Source organism: Pseudomonas citronellolis (assembly GCF_029335315.1).
GTDB classification, from domain to species: domain Bacteria; phylum Pseudomonadota; class Gammaproteobacteria; order Pseudomonadales; family Pseudomonadaceae; genus Pseudomonas; species Pseudomonas citronellolis_A.
The window spans coordinates 1-18,832 of the sequence record NZ_JARJLT010000161.1; the positions used below are offsets into that span (position 1 = coordinate 1).

An 18,832-nucleotide genomic window follows, 5' to 3' on the forward strand; every position below is an offset into this window, starting at 1 on the left:
CGCGACCCTCGCCTACTGCCTGCACTGCCCGGAGATGGGCGTGCCGTTCTGGGGCGTGTGGTACGTGCTGGGGATGCTGATCCCGACCGCGCTCGGCGCGCTGCTGGGGCCGCGTCTGCTGCGCTGGTGAGCGTGTCGTCGGGCCCATGCGTGAAAGAGGCTCGCCCGCCGGATGAACCGCGCTAGCGAGGTGCCGGCAGGGCGATTTCCGAGAGCGGTTCGAGGGTGTGGTAGGGGTAGCCGGATTTCTTCAGATCGTCGACCAGTTGGTCGTACTTCTGCAGCGGAATGGTCCGTGCCTTGAACTCGGGTTTGCGCCCCTCGGGCTCCTGCAACTCGCCGCCGAAGAAGTTCTCCCAGTGCCCCACCAGCACCAGGCGCGGCTTGATCACGCGCAGCAGGCCGGTGGGGTAGTAGCCGACCTTGTCGGAGCTGGCGGCGCAGATGATCGCCACGTCGAAACCCTTGCTGTCGGCGATCACCGGCGGGAATCCCCAGGGCGGGTCGGAGGCGCTGTCCTGGTAGTGGATGCGGTATGCCGGCTGGCCGTCGTCGTCGAGCAGGTCGATCACCCAGGCCAGGGTCTTGTGGCCCAGGCGCCAGTTCACCGTGGCGGTCGGCAGCGGCCAGGGATCGTGGTCGTAGGCGCCCTGGAGGAAGTTCACGCCGAACTTGTGCGGGGCGTGCATGCTTTCCAGCGGCATGGCGCGGATCCGGCCTCGGGGCGGGCCTTTGGGCAGGCTTCGCGGATCGTCGCCATCGCGCAGTTGCTCATGCGAGGAATAGAACCAGGTGCCCCGGTAGGCGGGGTTGTTGCGGTCGCTGATCTGCGCGCGGCCGGGCACCACGATGTCGCTCGGATAGACCAGGGAGCTGCGCAGCAGATGCGCGACGGTTTCCGAGCCGTAGATGCGCAGCTTCGGGTTGGGCAGGAAGCGCTGGCGCAGGTGGGCGAGGTCCAGCAGGTGGTCGTAGTGGGCATGGCCGACCAGCACCATGGTCACATCTGGCTGGGGACTATCCATGTACTTGTCGATGCGTGTGGTGTCGGCCACCACCGTCAGCGGCGGGATGCCCTCGATGCCGAAGCCGGCCGGGTGGCTGAAGAACGGCGGCAGCAACAGGCCTTCGCCCTTCCAGTGCAGCAGCCAGCCGCCGACACCGAGGAATTCGATCTTCGGTTCGGGCAGCTTGTGCCGGTTGATGACTTCCAGCTTCTGGCTCGCCGGGTCGTGGGTGCAGGCCGCGAGCAGCAGCCCGATGAGCAGGACGATCCTTCGCATGGGCGCGCCTCCCGGCCGATCGCTCAGCCAAGCATAGGCCAGCGCCGTCGGCGACGCGGGTCAGCCGCGCAGGCGCTCGGTGTTGACCCGCTCCACGGCCCGCGCGCGCAGTTGGCCGCAGCCGCCCTCGACGTCCTGCCCGGCGCTGTTGCGCACCTTGGTCAGCACGCCGCGGCTGTGCAGGTAGCGGACGATCTCGACGATGCGCTCGCCGTCCGGGCGCTGGTAGTCGTCGCCTTCCAGGGCGTTGAAGGGGATCAGGTTGAGCACCGCGAACTTGCCCTTGAGCAGGCGCAGGATGCCGTCCAGCTCGTCCTGGCCGTCGTTCACGCCCTTGAGCAGCGTCCACTGGTACTGGATCGGGTAGCTGACCGCGCGGGCGTAGGCCTCGCCCAGTTCCACCAGCTCATCGGGGGTGAGCCGGGGCGCCTTGGGCAGCAGGTGCGCGCGCAGGTCGGCGCGGGTTGTGTGCAGCGACAGCGCCAGGGCCGGCTTCACCCGTTGTTGCGGCAGGCGTTCGAACACACGCGGGTCGCCCACCGTGGAGAACACCAGGTGCTTCTGGCCGATGCCGCCGTCGGTGCCGAGGATGTCGATGGCCTCCAGCACGTTGTCGAGGTTGTGCGCCGGCTCGCCCATGCCCATGAATACCACTTTCTTCACCCGTCGCAGGCGCCGCGCCAGCACCACCTGGGCGACCATCTCGGCGGCGCTCAGCTGGCGCAGCAGGCCGCTCTTGCCGGTCATGCAGAAACGGCAGGCGACCGCGCAACCGACCTGGCTCGACACGCACACGCCGTCGCGCGGCAGCAGCACGCTCTCCACCATCTGGCCGTCAGCGAGGCTCACCAGCAACCGTTCGGAGCCGTCGCCGCCGGGGTGCCGCGAATGCACCCGCGCCAGGCCGTCGAGCTCGGCGGCCAGCGCCGGCACGGCGTTGCGCACCGCCAGCGGCAGGAAGTCCTCGCTGGCCTGGCGCTTGGTCCCGGCGTCCAGCGCGCGGCCCTGCAGCCAGGCGCGCAGCATCCGCCCGCGATGGCGGGGCAGGGCGCCGAGGTCGGCGAGGCGTTGGTCGAAATCGGACAGGCGCATGGGGCGCGCATGCTACCACCGGCGCCGGGCGCGGCGAAGGCGCGGCGACGGGACGTCAGCCGCGCGGTGGCACAGGCTGCCGGGGTTTGCCCTTGCGCGCCAGGGCGCTGCCGGCGGCGGCCCGGACCAGACGCTGGAAGCTCGGACACTCGGCGTGGCTCGGCGCCGGGCAGGCGGCGGCGTGGCGCAGGCCACGGCTCATGGCCTGCAGGCGGCGGATGCTGGCGTCGAGTTCGTCGGCCTTGGCCGCCAGCGCGCTGCGGTCGAGGTCCGGGGTGCCGTCGGCGCCGAACATCGCGCGGATTTCCTCCAGGCTGAAACCGGCCGACTGGCCAAGGGCGATCAGCGCCAACTGGTCGAGGATGCGCGGGCCGAACCAGCGCCGCGCGCCCGGTTTGCCCAGGGAGCGGATCAGGCCTTTCTCCTCGTAGAAACGCAGCGTGGACGCCGGGATTCCGGAGCGCCTGGCCACCTCGGCGATGTCCATGGGGCACCTCTTGACTTCAAGTTCACTTGAACTTGTAGGGTGGCGCCAAGAGTCCCGCTGGTCAACCGAACCGAGGTGTCCCATGTCCCCCTTCACGCAATTTCTGCTGCTGTCCCTGGCCATCGGCGTCGGCGCCACCGCCGTCATGGACGTTTGGCTCGGGTTCCTGAAAAGCCGTGGCGTGGCCACGCTGAACTTCGCCTTCATCGGCCGCTGGGTCGGCCACGCCCTGCGCGGCCGCGTGGCCCACATGGCCATCGCCCAGGCCACCGCCGTGCGCGGTGAGCTGGCCCTGGGCTGGCTGATGCACTACGCCACCGGCGTCGTCTTCGCCGCCGCGCTGCTGGCCGTCGCCGGCCTGGACTGGGCACGGCAGCCGACGCCGCTGCCGGCCTTGGCCATGGGCGTGGCCACGGTGGCGGTGCCGCTGCTGCTGATCCAGCCAGCCATGGGCGCCGGCGTGCTCGCCCGGCGCACCCCGACGCCACTGCGGAACTGCCTGCGCAGCTTGGCCAATCACGCCGTGTTCGGCCTCGGCCTGTACCTCGCCGCCCTTTCCCTGGCCTGGCTGTCGCGTTGAGCGGCAGCGGCCCACCCACAGGAGCATCGCCATGAAACGCATCGCCGTGATCTACCACAGCGCCCACGGGCATACCGAGTTCATCGCCGGCCAGGTCGCCGCCGGCGCCCGCCGCATCCCCGGCGGCGACGTGCAGTTGCTGCGCGCCGAGCACCTCGCCGAGGCGCCGGACACCCTGCTGAAGTTCGACGGCTATCTGCTCGGTTCGCCGACCTTCCTCGGCGGCGTGTCCGCCCCCTTCAAGGCCTTCATGGACGCCACCGGGCGCCTGTGGCGCAGCCAGCAATTGCAGGGCCGGTTGGCGGCGGGCTTCACCGTGTCGGCGCTGCCGGCCGGGGATAAGCAGTCCACCCTGGTCTCGCTGTTCACCTTCTGCATGCAGCACGGCATGCTCTGGGCCGGCAATCCGGTGCTGCCCGAGCAGCACCTGGGCGTGCCCGAGGCCGAGGCGGCGAACCGCCTGGGTTCCTGGTCGGGGCTGATGGTCCAGGCCGACAAGGGCGCGGCGGCCGATGGCTTCGTGCCCGGCGATGTGCGCAGCGCGCTGCTGTTCGGCGAAAGCTTCGCCCTGGCGTTGCAGCGCCTGCACACCGAGACCCCGCGCGTGCAACGCCTGGAGGTGGCCGGATGATCCCCCGCCGTTACGCGCCGCTGTTGTTCGCGCTGATCCTCTCGGGGCTCATGTCGCTGCTGGTTTCCGGCATTTCCACCTACCGCGCGGTGGGCGTCGTCGAGGACTTCCTCGCGTTGTGGCGTGGCGCCTGGCTCAACGCCTGGCTGCTGGCCTTCCCGCTGGTGCTGGTGGTGGCGCCCGCGACGCGGCGGCTGGTGGAGAAACTGCTGCGCCCGGCCTGAAGCCGGTGAAGCGACGGCGGCGTTGAGCATTGCATCACGCCGTCTGTCCTGCCGGTTTCACCAGCGGACGCTACGCTTGAGCGCTGAACTTAATCGACCAGGAGGCAACATGGCAGGAGACTTCGACACGGGCCGGCGCAACCTCATGCGCATGGCGGCACTGGCCGCGCTGGCGACACAGCTGCCGCGCGTGGCGCAGGCGGCCGAACCGGCCAGCGTTGCAGCGCCGAAGGCGGGCACGCACACCGGCTTCGCCAGGCTCGAGCAGATCGACGCCGGCCTGCTCAGCGTCGGCTACGCCGAGGATGGCCCGGCCGACGGGCCGCCGGTGATCCTGCTGCACGGCTGGCCCTACGATATCCACAGCTTCGTCGACGTGGCGCCGCTGCTGGCCGCGCGCGGCTACCGGGTGATCGTGCCCTGGCTGCGTGGCTACGGCAGCACGCGCTTCCTCTCCGAGCAGACGCTGCGCAATGGCCAGCCGGCCGCCGTGGCCTCGGACATCGTCGCGCTGATGGACGCGCTGAAGATCGACCGGGCGGTCCTCGCCGGCTTCGACTGGGGCGCACGCACCGCCGACATCATCGCCGCGCTCTGGCCGCAGCGCTGCAAGGCCCTGGTGGCGGTGAGCGGCTACCTGATCGGCAGCCAGGAGGCGGGCAAGAAACCGCTGCCGCCGGAGGCCGAGCTGCTCTGGTGGTACCAGTTCTACTTCGCCACCGAGCGCGGCCGGCTTGGCTACCAGCAGAACACCCACGCCTTCAACCGGCTGATATGGCAGCAGGCCTCGCCGCAGTGGCATTTCGACGACGCCACCTATGAGCGCAGCGCCAAGTCCTTCGACAACCCCGACCATGTCGCCGTGGTCATCCACAACTACCGCTGGCGCCAGGCCCTGGCCGAAGGCGAGGCGACGTACGACGAGCTGGAGGGGAAACTGGCCAAGGCGCCGAGCATAGGCGTGCCGACCATCACCCTGGAAGGCGACGCCAACGGCGCCTTCCACCCGCCACCCAGCGCCTACGCCGGCCGCTTTACCGGCAAGTACGAACACCGCACGCTGACCGGCGGCATCGGCCACAACCTGCCGCAGGAAGCGCCGCAGGCGTTCGCCCAGGCGGTGGTGGATGTGGCGGGGTGGGCGAAGCAATAGCGTTGCGCGAAGGCTCCCGGCGTTTCGGCGATGGGGGCCGTCAACTGCGTTTGTCGGCGAGGTTGTAGACTTCGTTGTCGCGGCGTGCGCCCACCGCGATGATCAGCACTTCGACACGGTGGCCATCGACGCGGTAGACGATGCGCGTATTGCCGACGCGCATGCGCCGGCAGCCGGCCAGTTTGCCGGCGAGGGGTTTGCCCAGCTTGTCCGGCTCACCGTCGACGATACGCTCGGCGATGGCCCTGAGGATTCGCCTGGCGTCGACCTTGCCCAGGCGAACCAGGTCGCCCATGACCGCTTCGTGATAGATGACCTTCCATGCCATGCCTACCCGCCTTCATCAGTCGGCGAATCGGGCCACCATGTCCTCGTGGCTGATCGCCTTGTCCCTTTCGAAGCTGTCCAGGCGGTCACGGGCGACGCGTTCCACGCGCAGGTCTTCGAGTTCGTCGAGCAGTTCCTGGTAGGCCTCGACGTTCAGGATGACCGCCGCGGGTTCGTTGTCCTTGAAGACGACGAGCTTCTCGATCTGCCGAGTCGCGATTTCCCGCAGCTTTGCGCTGAAACTCCTTGCCATGGTCGTGACGGACACTGCCTGTTCGGCTCGCTCCATGAGTGCTGCCATGTTCGGAACTCCCGTCTGTGGTGCTTTGCGCAATTTCATGATTCAAATTATGCTGAATTATGCGCTTGATTGTGCGTATTACAAGTGATGTTTCGACGGGAAGCCCGAACACGGGGAGTCGAGTATCCCCAAGACTCCGCCTTTGCGGGGGGGGGCTGCGGATTTTGTTCGGACGTTTCATGCAGCGATATGGGCGGTTGGACTCCTCGACTCGTTCGTACCTCTGCCAGCCACGGTCGATCCCGTGGTGCTGGTTCCAGCGCTACCTCGCCCAGCTGCGCCAGCGCGTCGCACCCGCCCGGTCCGGAAGGGCTTGCCCTGGCGGCTGGACGTGGCAAGCTAGCGGGCTTTCCGTAAGCCCTTCCGCATCATGTCGCTGAATCGCAAAGCCGTACTCGCCGGCGTGCTGGTCGTCGCCTGGCTCGGCATCCTCTTCGCCGCCTTCTGGTTCTTCCAGGGCCGCTACCTGCGCACCTACCCCGACACCACCCAGCTGTTCGAAGGCCAGGCCTTGCGCCTGCCGCCGCAACTGGCCGGGCCGGGGAACATCCGCGTGGTGCATTTCTGGGACCCGGCCTGCCCGTGCAACATCGCCAACCAGCAGCACCTGGCCTCGCTGATCAAGCGCTTCGAGGCGCGCGGCGTGGACTTCTACGCCTTCCGCAAGCCAGGCACCCAGGGGCGCCTGGCCAGCGAGCTGTGGGGCCTGAAGACCATCGAGTTCCCGGTGCCGCCGCCGATCGCCGCGAGCCCTTCGGTGGCGGTCTGGGACCGCGACGGCAAGCTGGCTTATTTCGGCCCCTACAGCGAAGGCGCCACCTGCACCTCGGCCAACAGTTTCATCGAACCGGTGATCCAGGCCCTGGTCGACGGCCGCAAGGTGCAATCCCCCAGCACCCTGGCCACCGGTTGCTACTGCCCCTGGTAACGACCCTGGGTATGGCGTAGGGCGGATAACCGTTCGCGGTTATCCGCCGTTTGGCCTTGCTTCCGCGCGCTCACGATTGCACCCGAAAGCCTGCGTCGCTGGCCATGGCGGATAACGCCGTAGGCGTTATGCGCCCTACGAGAGGCTCCGGTGTGGCGGTGTCCGGGGTTACCGGTAATGCTCCAGCAGGTAGCGCAGCGAGGCTGGCAGCATCGGGCCGTGGCCCAGGCCGTCGAAGCGCTGGAACTGCACCTGCAGCCCCGGCACCTTGGCCAGGTCGGCGCTCAGTTCGCGGGCCGGGCGTTCGGCGTCGCCCATGACCTGGGCGCGCGGGTTGCCCGGTTCGTCGCCGCCGCGCATCAGCAGCAGGCGCGGGTGGCTGTCGCCCAGGCGCTGTTGCAGGCCTTCGGCTTCGCGGACGATGGCGCCCTCATGCCACCACAGCGACGGGCTGGCGGCGGCGTAGGCGCTGAATTCGCCGGGGCGGGTGAACAGCGCGTGGAGCACCGCCAGGCCGCCGTAGGAGTGGCCCCAGAGGGTCTGCCGGCTGGCGTCGATGGGGGCGACGGCGGCGACCATGGGGCGCATGCGTTCACGCAGCAGGTCGAGGAAGACGTCGACGCCGCCGCTGGGCTGGCCGGTCAGCGGGTCGACCTGTTGCGCCCCGCCGGGCAGCGGCGGGGTGTAGTCGTAGGTGCGCGCGGTGCGCTCGATGCGCTGTTCGGTCTGGTAGCCGACCGCGACCAGCAGCGGCGCCTGGCCCTTGGCGAGGCGGTCCAGGCTGGCGGCGTCGAGGGCGCCGAGGGCGGCGTTGCCGTCGAGCATCCACAGCACCGGGTAGCCGGCGGCGGGCGCCGCGCGGTCGGGCTTGCCGATCCACAGCTGGTAGTGGCGCTGGCCGTCGGCGGAGTCGAGTTTCAGGGTGGTGAAGCGGTAGGCCAGGTCCTGGCGTTGCAGCAGGCTCGTGTCCATCTTCTGCTCCGGCGCCGGTTGCGCCAGGGCCGCCGGGCCCGACGCGGCGAGGGCCAGCGCCAGGAGCAAGGGCAGGGTGGTGGTTTTCATCAGGCGATCTCGTTGTGCTGTGCACGCGCGCAGCCCCGCGCCTTGTGGCGCGGGGCTGGTGGGCTTCAGAAGGAGGCGGTCAGGCTGGTGTAGAGGGTGCGGCCGGGTTCGTTGTAGGTGGCGGCGCCGGCGCCGGCGATGTTGGTCACGCCCTGGGCGTTGCCGGCCCGGAACAGGCGCTTGTCGAAGAGGTTGTCGACGCCGGCGGTCAGGCTCAGGTTCTTGCTGATCGCGTAGGTGCCGCTGACACCGGTGAGGGCGTAGGGCGACAGCTCGTCGTTGGCGCTGCCGGTCACGCGGTTGCCCTGGTAGTCGTACTTCTTCGGCTTCTGCTTGCCGTACCAGGCCACGCTCAGTTGCAGCGAGAGGTCGTCGGTGGCCTGCCAGTCGAGCATGGAGTTCAGCGTGTAGTCCGGGGTCACCGAGAGCACGTCGCCGGTTTCCTTGTTCTTCGACTGCAGCATGTAGGTCAGGTTGTTGGTCCAGGTCAGCTGCTGCGCCAGGGGCACGGTGAGGGTGCCTTCCAGGCCTTCGACCACGGCCTTGGGCACGTTCTCCCACTTGTACACCGAGGCGTTGGCGTAGCTGCCGGTGCCGCCGCTGGCGGTTTCGACCGGGGTCAGGCCCGAATCGATCTTGTTCTTGTAGTCGTTGCGGAAGTAGGTCAGGCCCGCGACCCAGCCGTTGTCCTTGAACTCGATGCCCAGTTCCTTGTTGACGCTGGTCTCGGCCTTGAGGTTGGCGTTGCCCTGCAGGTAGCAGCTGGTGCTCTGCCCGTAGCAGCCCTGGCCACGGCTGTAGAGCAGGTAGTTGGGGTTCAGCTGGTACAGGTTCGGCGCCTTGTAGGCGCGTGCGATGCCGGCCTTCAGGGTGAGGGTGTCGGTCAGCGCGTGGGACAGGTTCAGTGACGGGCTCCAGTTGTCGCCGACGATGTCGTGGTGGTCGAAGCGCAGCGCCGGGGTGAGCATGGTGCCCGGCAGGATCTCGATGTTGTCTTCGGCGAACAGCGAGAAGATTTCCGCCGAGGACGTGGTGTCGCGGCCGCTGCTGCTCAGGCCCGGCACCGAGCCGCCCTCGGTGGTGGTCTGGGTGTTGGCGCTGGGGTCGTCCAGCTCCTGGCGGGTCCACTCGCTGCCCAGGGTCAGGGTCTGCTCGCGCCAGGCGTGCAGCGGCAGGTTGAGTTCGCCGTGGGCGGTGAGGTCGCGCAGGGTCGAGGTGTAGAAGTCGGTGCTGCTGAAGATGCCCTCGGTGCCGCCGGCCAGGCCTTCGTTGATGCGCCGGTTGCGGGTCTTCTCGTACTGCAGGTAGGCCATGGAGCTGCCGAAGTCCCAGTCGCCACGGTGGGTCAGCGCGTAGGTCTCGCGGTACATGATGTTGGTTTCGTGGCCGAGCATGCTCTTCACGTTGGCGTTGCTGTTGGTGTTCTGCGTGTCGCCGGTGTAGATGTTGCCCTGGCGGCTGAAGCCGGTTTCCAGTTCCAGGGTCTGCTCGGGGGTCAGGTGCCAGCTGAGCTGGCCGTTGACGTCCTTGTTGCGCACGCCTTCGCGGCCGGCGGGGAGGGTGCCGGCCTGGTTTCCGGTGCGCGCGGATTCGTGGCCGGCGTTGATGTCCCAGTCGTCGGCGTCGGTCTTGGCCACGTCGCCGTACACGCGGTAGCTGAGGGTGTCGGTGAGCGGGCCGTTGAGACCGAAGCTCATGCGCTTGGTGGCGCCTTCGTCGCCGTGCTGCGGGAAGTTCTGGTAGACGGTGAGGTCGCCGTGGGTTTCCTTGGCCGCCTGCTTGGTGATGATGTTCACCACCCCGCCCATGGCGCCGGAGCCATAGCGCGCGGCCGCCGGGCCGCGAATCACTTCGATGCGCTCGACCTGGTCGGCCGGCACCCAGTTGGTGTCGCCGCGGCTGTCGCGCTCGCCGCGCCAGCCGTAGCGCACCGAGCTGCGGCTGCTGACCGGCTTGCCGTCGACCAGGATCAGGGTGTTCTCCGGGCCCATGCCGCGGATGTCGATCTGGCGGTTGTTGCCGCGCTGGCCGCTGGTGGAGTTGCCGGTCAGGTTGACCCCCGGCATGGTCCGGATGATCTGCGAGAGGTCGTTGGCCGGCGGGCGCTTCTTGATGTCCTCGGCGGTGATGATCGACACGCCCGGCGCCTGCTTGGTCTCTTCCTGGGCGGTGGCGACCACGGTCTGGCTGTCCAGTTCGACGGGTTGTTCGTCCTGGCTGGCGGCGTGGACGGCGCCGGCCAGCAGGCAGCTGGACAGCAGCAGGAAGGGGGCGAGGGGTTGCGCGCGGGACGGCATCTTCGATCTCCGGAAGTTCAGCCTGGGGGCGAGAGATCGAAGATGATAATTATTCACAAATGACAGTAAAGCTCATTAACTTTCTAAACACTTTCAGGCCGTAGGCAACAGCAGATGCAGGCACAGCCCCGGATGGGCGTTGCTCGCCCACAGCTTGCCGCCCTGCAGCTCGATGGCGCGGCGGGCGATGGCCAGGCCCAGGCCGAAGCCGGCGCCGCTGCCGTCCAGGCGCTGGTAGGGCTCGAAGATGCGTTCCAGGTCCGCTTCGGCCACGCCGGGGCCCTGGTCGCGCAGGCACAGGTGCCAGTGCGCGCCGTCGCGCCAGCCGTCGAGGCTGACCCGGCCGCCCGCCGGCGAGTGGCGGATGGCGTTGCGCAGCAGGTTCTCCAGGGCCTGGGCCAGGCTGTCGAGGTGCACCTGCACGCGGCACTCGGTGCCCAGCGAACAGGGCAGGCGCGCTGGTTCCCAGCCGCTTTCGAAGCAGGCGTCCTCGCGCAGCGCTTCCCACACCGAGAGCACCAGCACCGGCTCGGTGGGCAGCTGCGGGCGCTCGGTGTCGAGCCAGGCCAGGTCGAGGGTGTCTTCCAGCAGCCGCTGCATGTCGTCCACTTCGCGGTCCAGGCGTTGGCGCAGTTGCTCGGGCGGCAGCTCGCTGTCGTGGGCGATGCGCAGCCGCGCCAGGGGCGTGCGCAGTTCGTGGGACAGGGTACGCAGCAGCAGGCGTTGCTGCGCCAGGCTCTGGCGCAGGCGCGCGGCCATGTGCTCGAAGGCCTGGGCCAGCTCGCCCAGCTCGTCGCGGCGGCCCTGCAACGGCAGGCCGGGGCGGTCGAGGTCGTCGGCGCGCAGGGCGTCGGCGCGGTCGCGCAGGCGGTTCAGCGGCACCACCAGGTGGCGGTACAGGGCCAGGCCGAGCAGCAGCGCGAGCAGGGTCGGGGCGACGCCATGGGTGATGACGTGGGTCCAGGGCGTGAGGCCGCCGGGCAGCAGGCGCTCGGGCAGCTGGATGACCAGGCGGCCGTCCTCGGGGCGCTCGGGGAACTCGATGCTGACGTACGGCAGCTCGTCCTGCAGGCGCCGGCTCATCGGCCAATCGAGCTTGCGCATGAAGGTCAGGTGGCTGGCTTCCTCGGCGCTCAGCGGCGCGGTGCCGAGGCTTTCCAGGTGCGGGCCGACCAGCGCCGCCCAGGTGTCCTCGTCACGCTCCAGCTGGCGGCGGAAGACTTCGGCGCCGGCCGCGCCGCCCTGGCGCCAGGCCTCTTCGGCCTGCTGCGCGTAGCGCGCGAGGTAGAGGCGGTCGGCGGCGTCGAGGAAGTAGGTGCTGCGCTCCACCGACAGGCCCCAGGTCCAGATCAGCCAGGTCAGCAGCAGGCAGAAGCACACCTGCAGCAGGGCCAGCTTCCACAGCAGGGGGTGGCGGCGCATCAGCTGTCCTGCGCGTCGACCAGGATGTAGCCCTGGCCGCGCACCGCCTGGATCTGCAGGTGCTGCACGCCGATGTCGGCGAGCTTGCGGCGCAGGTTGCAGACGTGCACGTCGAGGCCGCGGTCGAGGCGGGTGTAGGCGCGGTGCAGCACGCTCTGGTAGAGGAACGCCTTGCTCAGTGCCTCGCCGGGGTGCGCGCGCAGGGTCGCCAGCAGGCGGTATTCCGAGCCGGTGAGGCCGGCGCTGCGGCCCTGGTGGACGACGTCGCGGGCGTCCTCGTCCAGGCTCAGGCCGCCGTCCGCGCGCGGTGCCGGCGGGCGCCGGTCGAAGGCCACGCGGCGCAGCAGGGCGTCGACCCGCGCGTCCAGCTCGGCGAGGCTGAAGGGCTTGGGCAGGTAGTCGTCGGCGCCACGGGTGAAGCCGCTGATGCGGTCCTGCTCGGCGCCCAGGGCGGACATCAGCATCACCGGCACGCTCTGCCGGCGGCGCAGTTCGTCGAGCAGGCTGAGGCCGTCGACGCCGGGCAGCATGATGTCCAGCAGGACCAGGTCGAAGCCGCCGTCGCGCAGCGCGGCCAGGCCCTGGGTGCCGGTCTCGCAGGCGCGCACGGCGAAGCCGCGACCCTGGAAGTGCTGTTCCAGGTCCGGGCGCAGGCGCGGGTCGTCTTCCACCAGGAGCAGCTTGGCTGGCACGGGATGAACCTTGAGATGAGAATTCATTGCAATTGCGAATGATCCCATTTATTGCGCGGGCGCGGCAATGGCAAGGGGCCGGCATTTCGTCGCATGGGCGCTCGGGTCCGAGTGCATATAGGCGCGTCGTTGACGACGCTGGATCCCCGCGTTCGCGGGGACGACGGTGGGGCTGATACGAATCTTGATTCCGTCATTCCCGCGAACGCGGGAACCCAGCGACTGCCTCGTTCGCGAGCAAGCTCGCTCCTACAGGGGCGCCGGGGGCTTCACGCGGCTGGCGCCGACGATCAGCGGGGTGCCGCTGCACGGGTCGGTCAGCAGGGTGCAGCGCACGCCGTAGAGGGTTTCCACCAGCTCGGCGGTGACCACCTCGGCCGGCGCGCCCTCGGCCAGCACCTGGCCGCCCTTCATCGCCACCAGGTGGTCGGCGTAGCGGCAGGCGCTGGACAGGTCGTGCACCACCATCACCAGCGTCTTGCCGCGCGCGGCGAGCTGGCGGATCAGCTCGAAGACTTCGATCTGGTGGCCCAGGTCGAGCGCCGAGGTGGGCTCGTCGAGCAGCAAGAGCGGGGTGTCCTGGGCGATGGCCATGGCGATCCAGGCACGCTGGCGCTGGCCGCCGGACATCGACTCCAGCGGCCGCTCGGCCAGCTCACCGAGGTCGGCGGCGGCCAGGGCCGCGTCGACCACCGCCTGGTCCTCGGCGCTCCACTGCTGGAACAGGCTCTGGTGCGGCTGGCGGCCGAAGCGGATCAGCTCGGCCACGGTCAAGCCCTCCGGCGCGCTGGCGTCCTGCGGCAGCAGCGCCAGGCGTCGCGCCACTTCCTTGGAGGGCAGGCTGGCGATGGCCTGGCCGTCGAGCAGCACGGCGCCGCCGCTGGGTTTGTGCAGGCGCGCCAGGCCGGCGAGCAGGGTGGACTTGCCGCAGCCGTTGGGGCCGACGATGGCGGTGACCTTGGCCGGTGGCAGGCGCAGGTCGAGGTCCTCGATGATCGGCCGGCGACCGTAGGCCATGCACAGGCCGCGGGCTTCCAGCGGGGCGAGGGAGGTCGGGTTCATGGCTGTCTCCCGGAGGGTTGGCGAAGGATGATCCACAGCAGGTAGGGCGCGCCTATCACCGCCATGACGATGCCCACGGGGATTTCCACCGGCGCCAGCAGGGTGCGCCCCAGCCAGTCGGCCAGCAGGGTCAGCAGGGCGCCGGCCAGCGCCGCGTTGAGCACCGGCACGCCGTGCTGGCCGCCGAGGTAGCGCGCCGCCTCCGGGGCGATCAGCGCCACCAGGCCGACCGGCCCGGTGACCGCCACGGCGAGGCCGGTGAGGGCCACGCTCAGCGCCAGGGTGGCGATGCGCATGGCGCCCAGGCGCACGCCCAGGCCGATGGCGACGCTGTCGGCGAAGCGCATGACGCTCAGCGGCCGCACCAGCGCCTTGGCCAGTGGCAGGCCCAGCGCCAGGCCGCCGGCCAGCAGCCACACGGCCAGGGCCGGGCGGGCGTTGAGGCTGCCGACGGTCCAGGGGTAGGCGGCGTTGGCCGCGTCGATGGCGGCGCGGGCCAGCATCAGGTTGGTCAGCGCGCCGAACAGCGCGCCGACGCCCAGGCCGACGACGATGAAGCGATAGCCGCGCGCGCCGGCGCCGCTGGCGAGCAGGAAGGTCAGGGTGGCGGCGGTGGCGGCGCCGGTCAGGGCCAGCGCCGAGGGCGCCAGGCTGGTCGGCACGGCGACGATGGAGGCCACGGCGAAGGCGGTTGCGCCGTTGTCCAGGCCGACCATGCCGGGGGTGGCCAGGCGGTTGCGCGCCAGGGTCTGCATCAGGCAGCCGGCGGCGCCCAGCGCGGCGCCGCTGAGCACCCCGGCGAACAGGCGCGGCAGGCGCAGTTCGTTGACCAGCAGTTGCTGGAAGGGATCGCCGTGGCCGAGCAGGACCGCCAGCGCCTGCCCGGCGCCAAGGCCGTCGCCGCTCAGGCAGAACACGAAGGCCGTTGCCAGCAGGGCCAGCAGCGCCAGGCCGACCAGCAGGCTGCGGCGGTGCCAGAGCAGCGACAGCCGGCCCAGGCGCAGCAGGCCGTAGCCGTGGGGAGCGAAGGTGCGGGCGTTCATCAGCGTTGCAGCGTCGGCAGGCGGTGCGAACGCACCACGGCGATGAGGATGGGCGCGCCGACGAAGGCGGTCACCACCCCCACCGGCATCTCGTAGGGGCGCACCAGCAGGCGCGCGATGATGTCGGCCAGCAGCAGCACGCAGGGGCCCAGTAGCAGGCACAGGGCGAAGCCCCGGCGGATGTCGCTGCCCACCAGGCGGCGGGCGATGTAGGGCACGATCAGGCCGAGGAAGGCGATCGGCCCGGCGGCGGCGTTGGCGGTGCCGACCAGCAGCGCCACCGCCAGCAGGCAGGCCAGGCGCACCGTCTGCGGATGGTGGCCGAGGCCGCTGGCGACCCGTTCGCCGAGGGCCAGGGCGGCCAGCGGGCGGATCAGCGGCAGCGCTACGGCCAGGCCGAGGAGCAGCCCCGGCAGGCTCCAGCGCAGGGTGTCCAGCGGCCGGCCGGCGAGGCTGCCGACCACCCAGAAGCGCACTTCGTCGGCGGTGCGCTGGTCCCACAGCAGGATCAGGCTGCCCAGCGCGGTGAGCAGGCCGGAGAAGGCCACCCCGGCCAGCACCAGGCGCACCGGGTCGTCGCCGACGCCGCGCAGGCGCGATACCGCCAGCACCAGCAGGCAGCCGCCCAGGGCGCCGAGGCTGGCCACCGTCAGGTTGAGGCCGGCGGCGCTGGCGCCGAGGTTGATCGCCAGGGTCACGGCGAACGCCGAGCCGGCGCTGACGCCCAGCAGGCCGGGCTCGGCCAGCGGGTTGCGGGTCACCGCCTGCAGCAGCAGGCCGGCGGCGCCCAGGGCCACGCCGACCAGCAGGGCCAGTTCGGTACGCGCCAGGCGCAGCGTACCGACGACGAAGCGGGTGTCCTCGTCGGCGCCGCCGAACAGCGCCAGCAGGCTGCTCCAGGGCCCGGCGTCGCCGGCGCCGAGCAGCAGGCTGGCGAGGATCAACAGCAGCAGGAGCGCGGCCGCCAGGCCGAGGGCCAGCGGCTGCGACAGGCGCGCGGGAAGCATCAGTTGGCCAGCGCCTTCTCCACGTCGTCGAGCACCTGCTGGGCGGCCAGGTAGCCGGAGCTGCTGCTCCAGATCTGCCCGTCGACGCTGGCCAGGTGCCCGGCGCGGGCGGCTTTCAGGCGGGTGAAGGCCGGCTGCTGGCGCGCTTCGGTCAGGGCTTTCTCGCCGTCGGGGTTGAGGGTGGCGAGGAAGATCCAGTCGGCGTCGGCCTTGGACAGGTTCTCCAGGCTGAGGATGTCGGTGTGCGGGCGCTGGGTCTGCTGCGCCGCCAGCGGGTTGGGCTGCACGCCGAGTTGTTCGAGCAACTGGCCGGCGAACAGGTGGCTGGACATCATGATCGGCCCCTGCGGGTTCCAGCGCACCACGCTGAGGCTGGCGCCGGCCGGCAGGCGCGGGCGCAGCGCGGCGACGCGCTGGTCGATCTCGCCCAGGCGCCGCTCGCCCTCGGCCTGCTTGTCCAGCGCCTGGGCGTAGACGCGGAAGGCCGCGCGCCAGTCGTCCAGGGCGCCGCCCTTGGGCACCACGGTGGGCGCCATCAGGCTGAGCTTGGCGTACTGCTCGCGGGTCAGGCCGGGGCTGGCGAGGATCAGGTCCGGGCGCAGCTTGAGCACCGCTTCCAGGTTCACTTCGCGCACGGTGCCCACCAGCGGCAGCTTGCCGGCCTTGGTCTTGAGGTACTCGGGGATGTCGCTGCCGCCGCGGCTGGCCAGCGCGCCCAGCGGCTGCACGCCCAGGGCCAGGGCGGCGTCGAGGGTGTTCTCGCCGAGGGCGATCACCCGCTGTGGGTGGTCCTTGACCTGTACCGGGCCGAAGGCGGTGTCCAGGGTGGCGGCGCTGACGTCGTTGGGGCCGAGCAGCAGGATGGCGCTGGCCAGGGCCGCGGCGGCGCCGGCCAGCAGGCGGCGGGAGAGGGGCAGGGCGTGGGCTCGCATGGGGGCTTTCCTAGGGGCTTTTCGGAGGCATTCCCGGGGGGCGCCGACAACGGCCGGCGTATCCATGGGCGTTGGAGGAAACGCCCATGGATACGGCAAAAGCGATAAATAATCACTTGCATTTACGCTTTGCTTACATCTGCAATGACATGTGTCAAAGCCGACAAAGGCGCGCGGCAGAGCGCTGCGGGCGACCCGAAAGGCGCCTCTCCGCGTTTCAGCAATCGGGCTCGCCGCCCTGGGGCCACAGGCTGAGCACTTCGAAACCGCTGTCGGTGACCGCCACCATGTGCTCCCACTGCGCGGACAGCGAGCCGTCGCGGCTGACCACCGTCCAGCCGTCGGCCAGCACCCGGCACTCGCCGCGCCCGGCGTTGAGCATCGGCTCGATGGTGAAGAGCATGCCCGGCTCCAGGCGCAGGCCGTGGCCCGGCTTGCCGTAGTGCAGCACTTCCGGGGCGTCGTGGTAGACGTCGCCGATGCCGTGGCCGCAGTACTCGCGCACCACGCCGAAGCCCTCGCGGCGGGCCACCGATTCGATGGCGTGGCCGACGTCGCCGAGGGTGGCGCCCGGGCGCACTGCGCGAATGCCCGCCCACATCGCCTCGTAGGTGGCCAGCACCAGGCGCCGCGCCGGCTCGCTGGGCTTGCCCACGCAGTACATGCGCGCGGTGTCGCCGAACCAGCCACCGGCGTTCACCGCCACGTCGATGTTGAGGATGTCGCCTTCGGCCAGCGGCTGCTCGTTGGGAATGCCGTGGCAGACCACCTGGTTGGGCGAGGCGCAGATGGTCGCCGGGAACCCCGAGTAGCCGAGGTTCGCCGGGATCACCTTGAGCTCGTCGACGATGTAGCGGTGGCACAGGCGGTCCAGCTCGGCGGTGCTCACGCCGGGCTTCACGTGCTGGCCGATCCAGCGCAGCACCTCGGCGGCCAGGCGCGCCGCGTGGCGGGCCTTGTCCAGCTCGGCCGGGGTGCGACGGCGAATCTGCGGACGTTTCACTGGCTGAGTTCCTCGTGGTGGTCGGACTCGCCCTGGCGCCAGTAGGCGGCGATGCGCATGGCTTCCTTCGGGTGGCCCTTGTCCTGGGTCAGCAGGTTGCGCACGCGGATCATGCCGGCGGACTCGCCGGCACCCCAGGCGAAGCCTTCGCCGGCGGGCAGTTGCAGGGCTTCGACGGCTTCGAGCAACGCGTCGCTGCTATCGAACCATTGCAGCTGAAGGTCGGCGGCCGTGGCGAATTGGCGACGATCGGCAGCCTCCACCTGCAGCAGGGCGATGGCCGGGGTGCCGGCCGGCAGTTCTTCCAGGCGCCGGTGCACGGCGGGCAGGCCGGTGGCGTCGGCGATGAACAGGTGCCAGGTGAAGTCCACGGGAACGATCATCGAGCCGCGCGGGCCGCCGATCACGGCGTTGTCGCCGACCTGCGCGCGCTCGGCCCACTGGCAGGCCAGGCCGTCGCCGTGCAGGGCGAACTCCACGGTCAGCTCGCGGGCCTGGTTGTCGAAGCGGCGCGGGGTGTAGTCGCGGCGCACGAGGTTGCCGCCGGCGTCCTCGAACATGAACTTGATGTGGTCGTCGAAGCCGGCGGAGATGAAGTCGGCCAGGTCGTCACCGGCGAAGGTGAGGCTGACGAAATGCGGGCTGACCTGCTCGCGGCGCACGACCTGCACTTCGCGCATGCGCAGTTCGTGGCGGACCCGCTGGACGCGACGTTGCTGAGTTGCTTGAGTCATGGGTGGCCCTCGTGGGCTATGGTTGATAATATCAACAAATCATAAGAAGCATTAGTTGATAAAGTCAACCGTATAGCCATGAAGACCGACGACGTACTCGAAACCATCCATGCCGTCATGCACCTGTACCGCTCGCGGCAATACCGCGAACTGCGCGACGGCCCCCACGACCTGACCCACATGGAGTTCAAGGTGCTGGCCTTCTTCGCCCGCCGCCCGGGCGCCACCCAGCGCGAGCTGGTGGAGCACAGCGGCCGCGACAAGGCGCAGATCGCCCGCCTGATCCAGGCCCTGCGCGGCAAGGGGCTGCTGGAAGGCAGCGCCGACGAGCAGGACAAGCGCAGCGTGCGCCTGACCCTGAGTGCGGATGGCCAGGCGGTCTACGGCGTGGTCGAAGGCCAGGGTCGGCGCCTTTCGGACGTGGCGGTGCGGGGCTTCAGCGCGCAGGAGCGCGAGCAACTGCAGGCGCTGCTGACGCGGGTGGAGGCGAACCTGCAGGCGGATTGAGATCGTAGGAGCGCGCCATGCGCTCGAATCGCGGGCATGGCCCGCTCCTACGGGGAAGCCCCCAA

At 70.2% G+C, this 18,832-nt stretch carries 22 protein-coding genes; 7 read left to right on the forward strand and 15 right to left on the reverse strand.

Annotated elements, in window-relative coordinates; genetic code table 11:
* The coding region (locus P3W75_RS12950) for an NrsF family protein (RefSeq protein WP_276227785.1) at nt 1-130 on the forward strand (130 nt) is incomplete at its 5' end.
* Between the two features lie 52 nt (nt 131-182).
* On the opposite strand, the gene P3W75_RS12955 is transcribed toward P3W75_RS12950, so the two are convergent.
* Genes P3W75_RS12955 through P3W75_RS12965 form a run of 3 tightly spaced genes read right to left on the reverse strand, consistent with a single transcriptional unit; the run spans nt 183 to nt 2,862 of the window.
* A complete protein-coding gene (locus P3W75_RS12955; protein WP_276227751.1) occupies nt 183-1,283 on the reverse strand; it encodes an MBL fold metallo-hydrolase in 1,101 nt (366 codons plus the stop codon).
* Between the two features lie 60 nt (nt 1,284-1,343).
* Entirely contained in the window at nt 1,344-2,375 is a 1,032-nt protein-coding gene (locus P3W75_RS12960) for an RNA methyltransferase (RefSeq protein ID WP_276227752.1), read from the reverse strand.
* 55 nt (nt 2,376-2,430) lie between these two features.
* Nucleotides 2,431-2,862, reverse strand: coding sequence for a helix-turn-helix domain-containing protein (locus tag P3W75_RS12965; RefSeq protein WP_276227753.1), 432 nt, complete (start codon nt 2,860-2,862; stop codon nt 2,431-2,433).
* 82 nt (nt 2,863-2,944) lie between these two features.
* On the opposite strand from P3W75_RS12965, the gene P3W75_RS12970 reads away from it, so the two are divergent.
* From P3W75_RS12970 to P3W75_RS12985, 4 genes are all read left to right on the forward strand, one after another.
* Entirely contained in the window at nt 2,945-3,442 is a 498-nt protein-coding gene (locus P3W75_RS12970) for a DUF2938 family protein (RefSeq protein WP_276227754.1), read from the forward strand.
* A 31-nt stretch (nt 3,443-3,473) separates the two neighbouring features.
* Nucleotides 3,474-4,073 (forward strand): flavodoxin family protein, encoded by a 600-nt coding sequence (locus P3W75_RS12975; protein WP_276227755.1) that lies wholly within the window; start codon nt 3,474-3,476, stop codon nt 4,071-4,073.
* Entirely contained in the window at nt 4,070-4,297 is a 228-nt protein-coding gene (locus P3W75_RS12980) for a DUF2798 domain-containing protein (RefSeq protein WP_276227756.1), read from the forward strand. Before P3W75_RS12975 ends, P3W75_RS12980 begins: the two co-directional genes overlap by 4 nt.
* 151 nt (nt 4,298-4,448) lie before the next feature.
* Complete coding sequence (locus P3W75_RS12985; protein WP_276227786.1) at nt 4,449-5,450, forward strand: alpha/beta fold hydrolase; 1,002 nt, start codon at nt 4,449-4,451, stop codon at nt 5,448-5,450.
* A 40-nt stretch (nt 5,451-5,490) separates the two neighbouring features.
* Here P3W75_RS12985 and P3W75_RS12990 read toward each other — a convergent pair whose 3' ends face one another.
* Nucleotides 5,491-5,778, reverse strand: a complete 288-nt coding sequence (locus tag P3W75_RS12990) for a type II toxin-antitoxin system RelE family toxin (RefSeq protein WP_276227757.1) — start codon at nt 5,776-5,778, stop codon at nt 5,491-5,493.
* A 15-nt stretch (nt 5,779-5,793) separates the two neighbouring features.
* Complete coding sequence (locus P3W75_RS12995; RefSeq protein ID WP_276227758.1) at nt 5,794-6,078, reverse strand: type II toxin-antitoxin system Phd/YefM family antitoxin; 285 nt, start codon at nt 6,076-6,078, stop codon at nt 5,794-5,796.
* Nucleotides 6,079-6,448: 370 nt separating this feature from the next.
* Between P3W75_RS12995 and P3W75_RS13000 the strand changes: the two genes are divergently transcribed.
* Complete coding sequence (locus P3W75_RS13000; RefSeq protein WP_276227759.1) at nt 6,449-7,006, forward strand: DUF6436 domain-containing protein; 558 nt, start codon at nt 6,449-6,451, stop codon at nt 7,004-7,006.
* A 168-nt stretch (nt 7,007-7,174) separates the two neighbouring features.
* On the opposite strand, the gene P3W75_RS13005 is transcribed toward P3W75_RS13000, so the two are convergent.
* From P3W75_RS13005 to P3W75_RS13050, 10 genes are all read right to left on the reverse strand, one after another.
* Complete coding sequence (locus P3W75_RS13005) at nt 7,175-8,068, reverse strand: alpha/beta hydrolase (protein WP_276227760.1); 894 nt, start codon at nt 8,066-8,068, stop codon at nt 7,175-7,177.
* Between the two features lie 65 nt (nt 8,069-8,133).
* Nucleotides 8,134-10,365: a TonB-dependent siderophore receptor gene (locus tag P3W75_RS13010; protein WP_276227761.1), complete on the reverse strand. Its 2,232-nt coding sequence runs from the start codon at nt 10,363-10,365 to the stop codon at nt 8,134-8,136.
* A gap of 93 nt (nt 10,366-10,458) precedes the next feature.
* A complete protein-coding gene (locus P3W75_RS13015; protein WP_276227762.1) occupies nt 10,459-11,787 on the reverse strand; it encodes a HAMP domain-containing sensor histidine kinase in 1,329 nt (442 codons plus the stop codon).
* Nucleotides 11,787-12,479: a response regulator transcription factor gene (locus tag P3W75_RS13020; protein ID WP_276227763.1), complete on the reverse strand. Its 693-nt coding sequence runs from the start codon at nt 12,477-12,479 to the stop codon at nt 11,787-11,789. The genes P3W75_RS13015 and P3W75_RS13020 overlap by 1 nt, the downstream gene beginning before the upstream one ends.
* Before the next feature lie 249 nt (nt 12,480-12,728).
* Nucleotides 12,729-13,541, reverse strand: a complete 813-nt coding sequence (locus P3W75_RS13025; RefSeq protein ID WP_276227764.1) for an ABC transporter ATP-binding protein — start codon at nt 13,539-13,541, stop codon at nt 12,729-12,731.
* Nucleotides 13,538-14,584, reverse strand: coding sequence for a FecCD family ABC transporter permease (locus tag P3W75_RS13030; protein ID WP_276227765.1), 1,047 nt, complete (start codon nt 14,582-14,584; stop codon nt 13,538-13,540). The genes P3W75_RS13025 and P3W75_RS13030 overlap by 4 nt, the downstream gene beginning before the upstream one ends.
* Nucleotides 14,584-15,591 (reverse strand): FecCD family ABC transporter permease, encoded by a 1,008-nt coding sequence (locus tag P3W75_RS13035; RefSeq protein WP_276227766.1) that lies wholly within the window; start codon nt 15,589-15,591, stop codon nt 14,584-14,586. The genes P3W75_RS13030 and P3W75_RS13035 overlap by 1 nt, the downstream gene beginning before the upstream one ends.
* Entirely contained in the window at nt 15,591-16,523 is a 933-nt protein-coding gene (locus P3W75_RS13040) for an ABC transporter substrate-binding protein (RefSeq protein WP_276227767.1), read from the reverse strand. Before P3W75_RS13040 ends, P3W75_RS13035 begins: the two co-directional genes overlap by 1 nt.
* A 217-nt stretch (nt 16,524-16,740) precedes the next feature.
* A complete protein-coding gene (gene map, locus P3W75_RS13045) occupies nt 16,741-17,526 on the reverse strand; it encodes a type I methionyl aminopeptidase (RefSeq protein ID WP_276227768.1) in 786 nt (261 codons plus the stop codon).
* Nucleotides 17,523-18,260 (reverse strand): siderophore-interacting protein, encoded by a 738-nt coding sequence (locus P3W75_RS13050; protein ID WP_276227769.1) that lies wholly within the window; start codon nt 18,258-18,260, stop codon nt 17,523-17,525. The genes map and P3W75_RS13050 overlap by 4 nt, the downstream gene beginning before the upstream one ends.
* A gap of 78 nt (nt 18,261-18,338) precedes the next feature.
* On the opposite strand from P3W75_RS13050, the gene P3W75_RS13055 reads away from it, so the two are divergent.
* A complete protein-coding gene (locus tag P3W75_RS13055) occupies nt 18,339-18,767 on the forward strand; it encodes a MarR family winged helix-turn-helix transcriptional regulator (RefSeq protein ID WP_276227770.1) in 429 nt (142 codons plus the stop codon).
* The last annotated feature ends 65 nt before the right edge of the window (nt 18,768-18,832 follow it).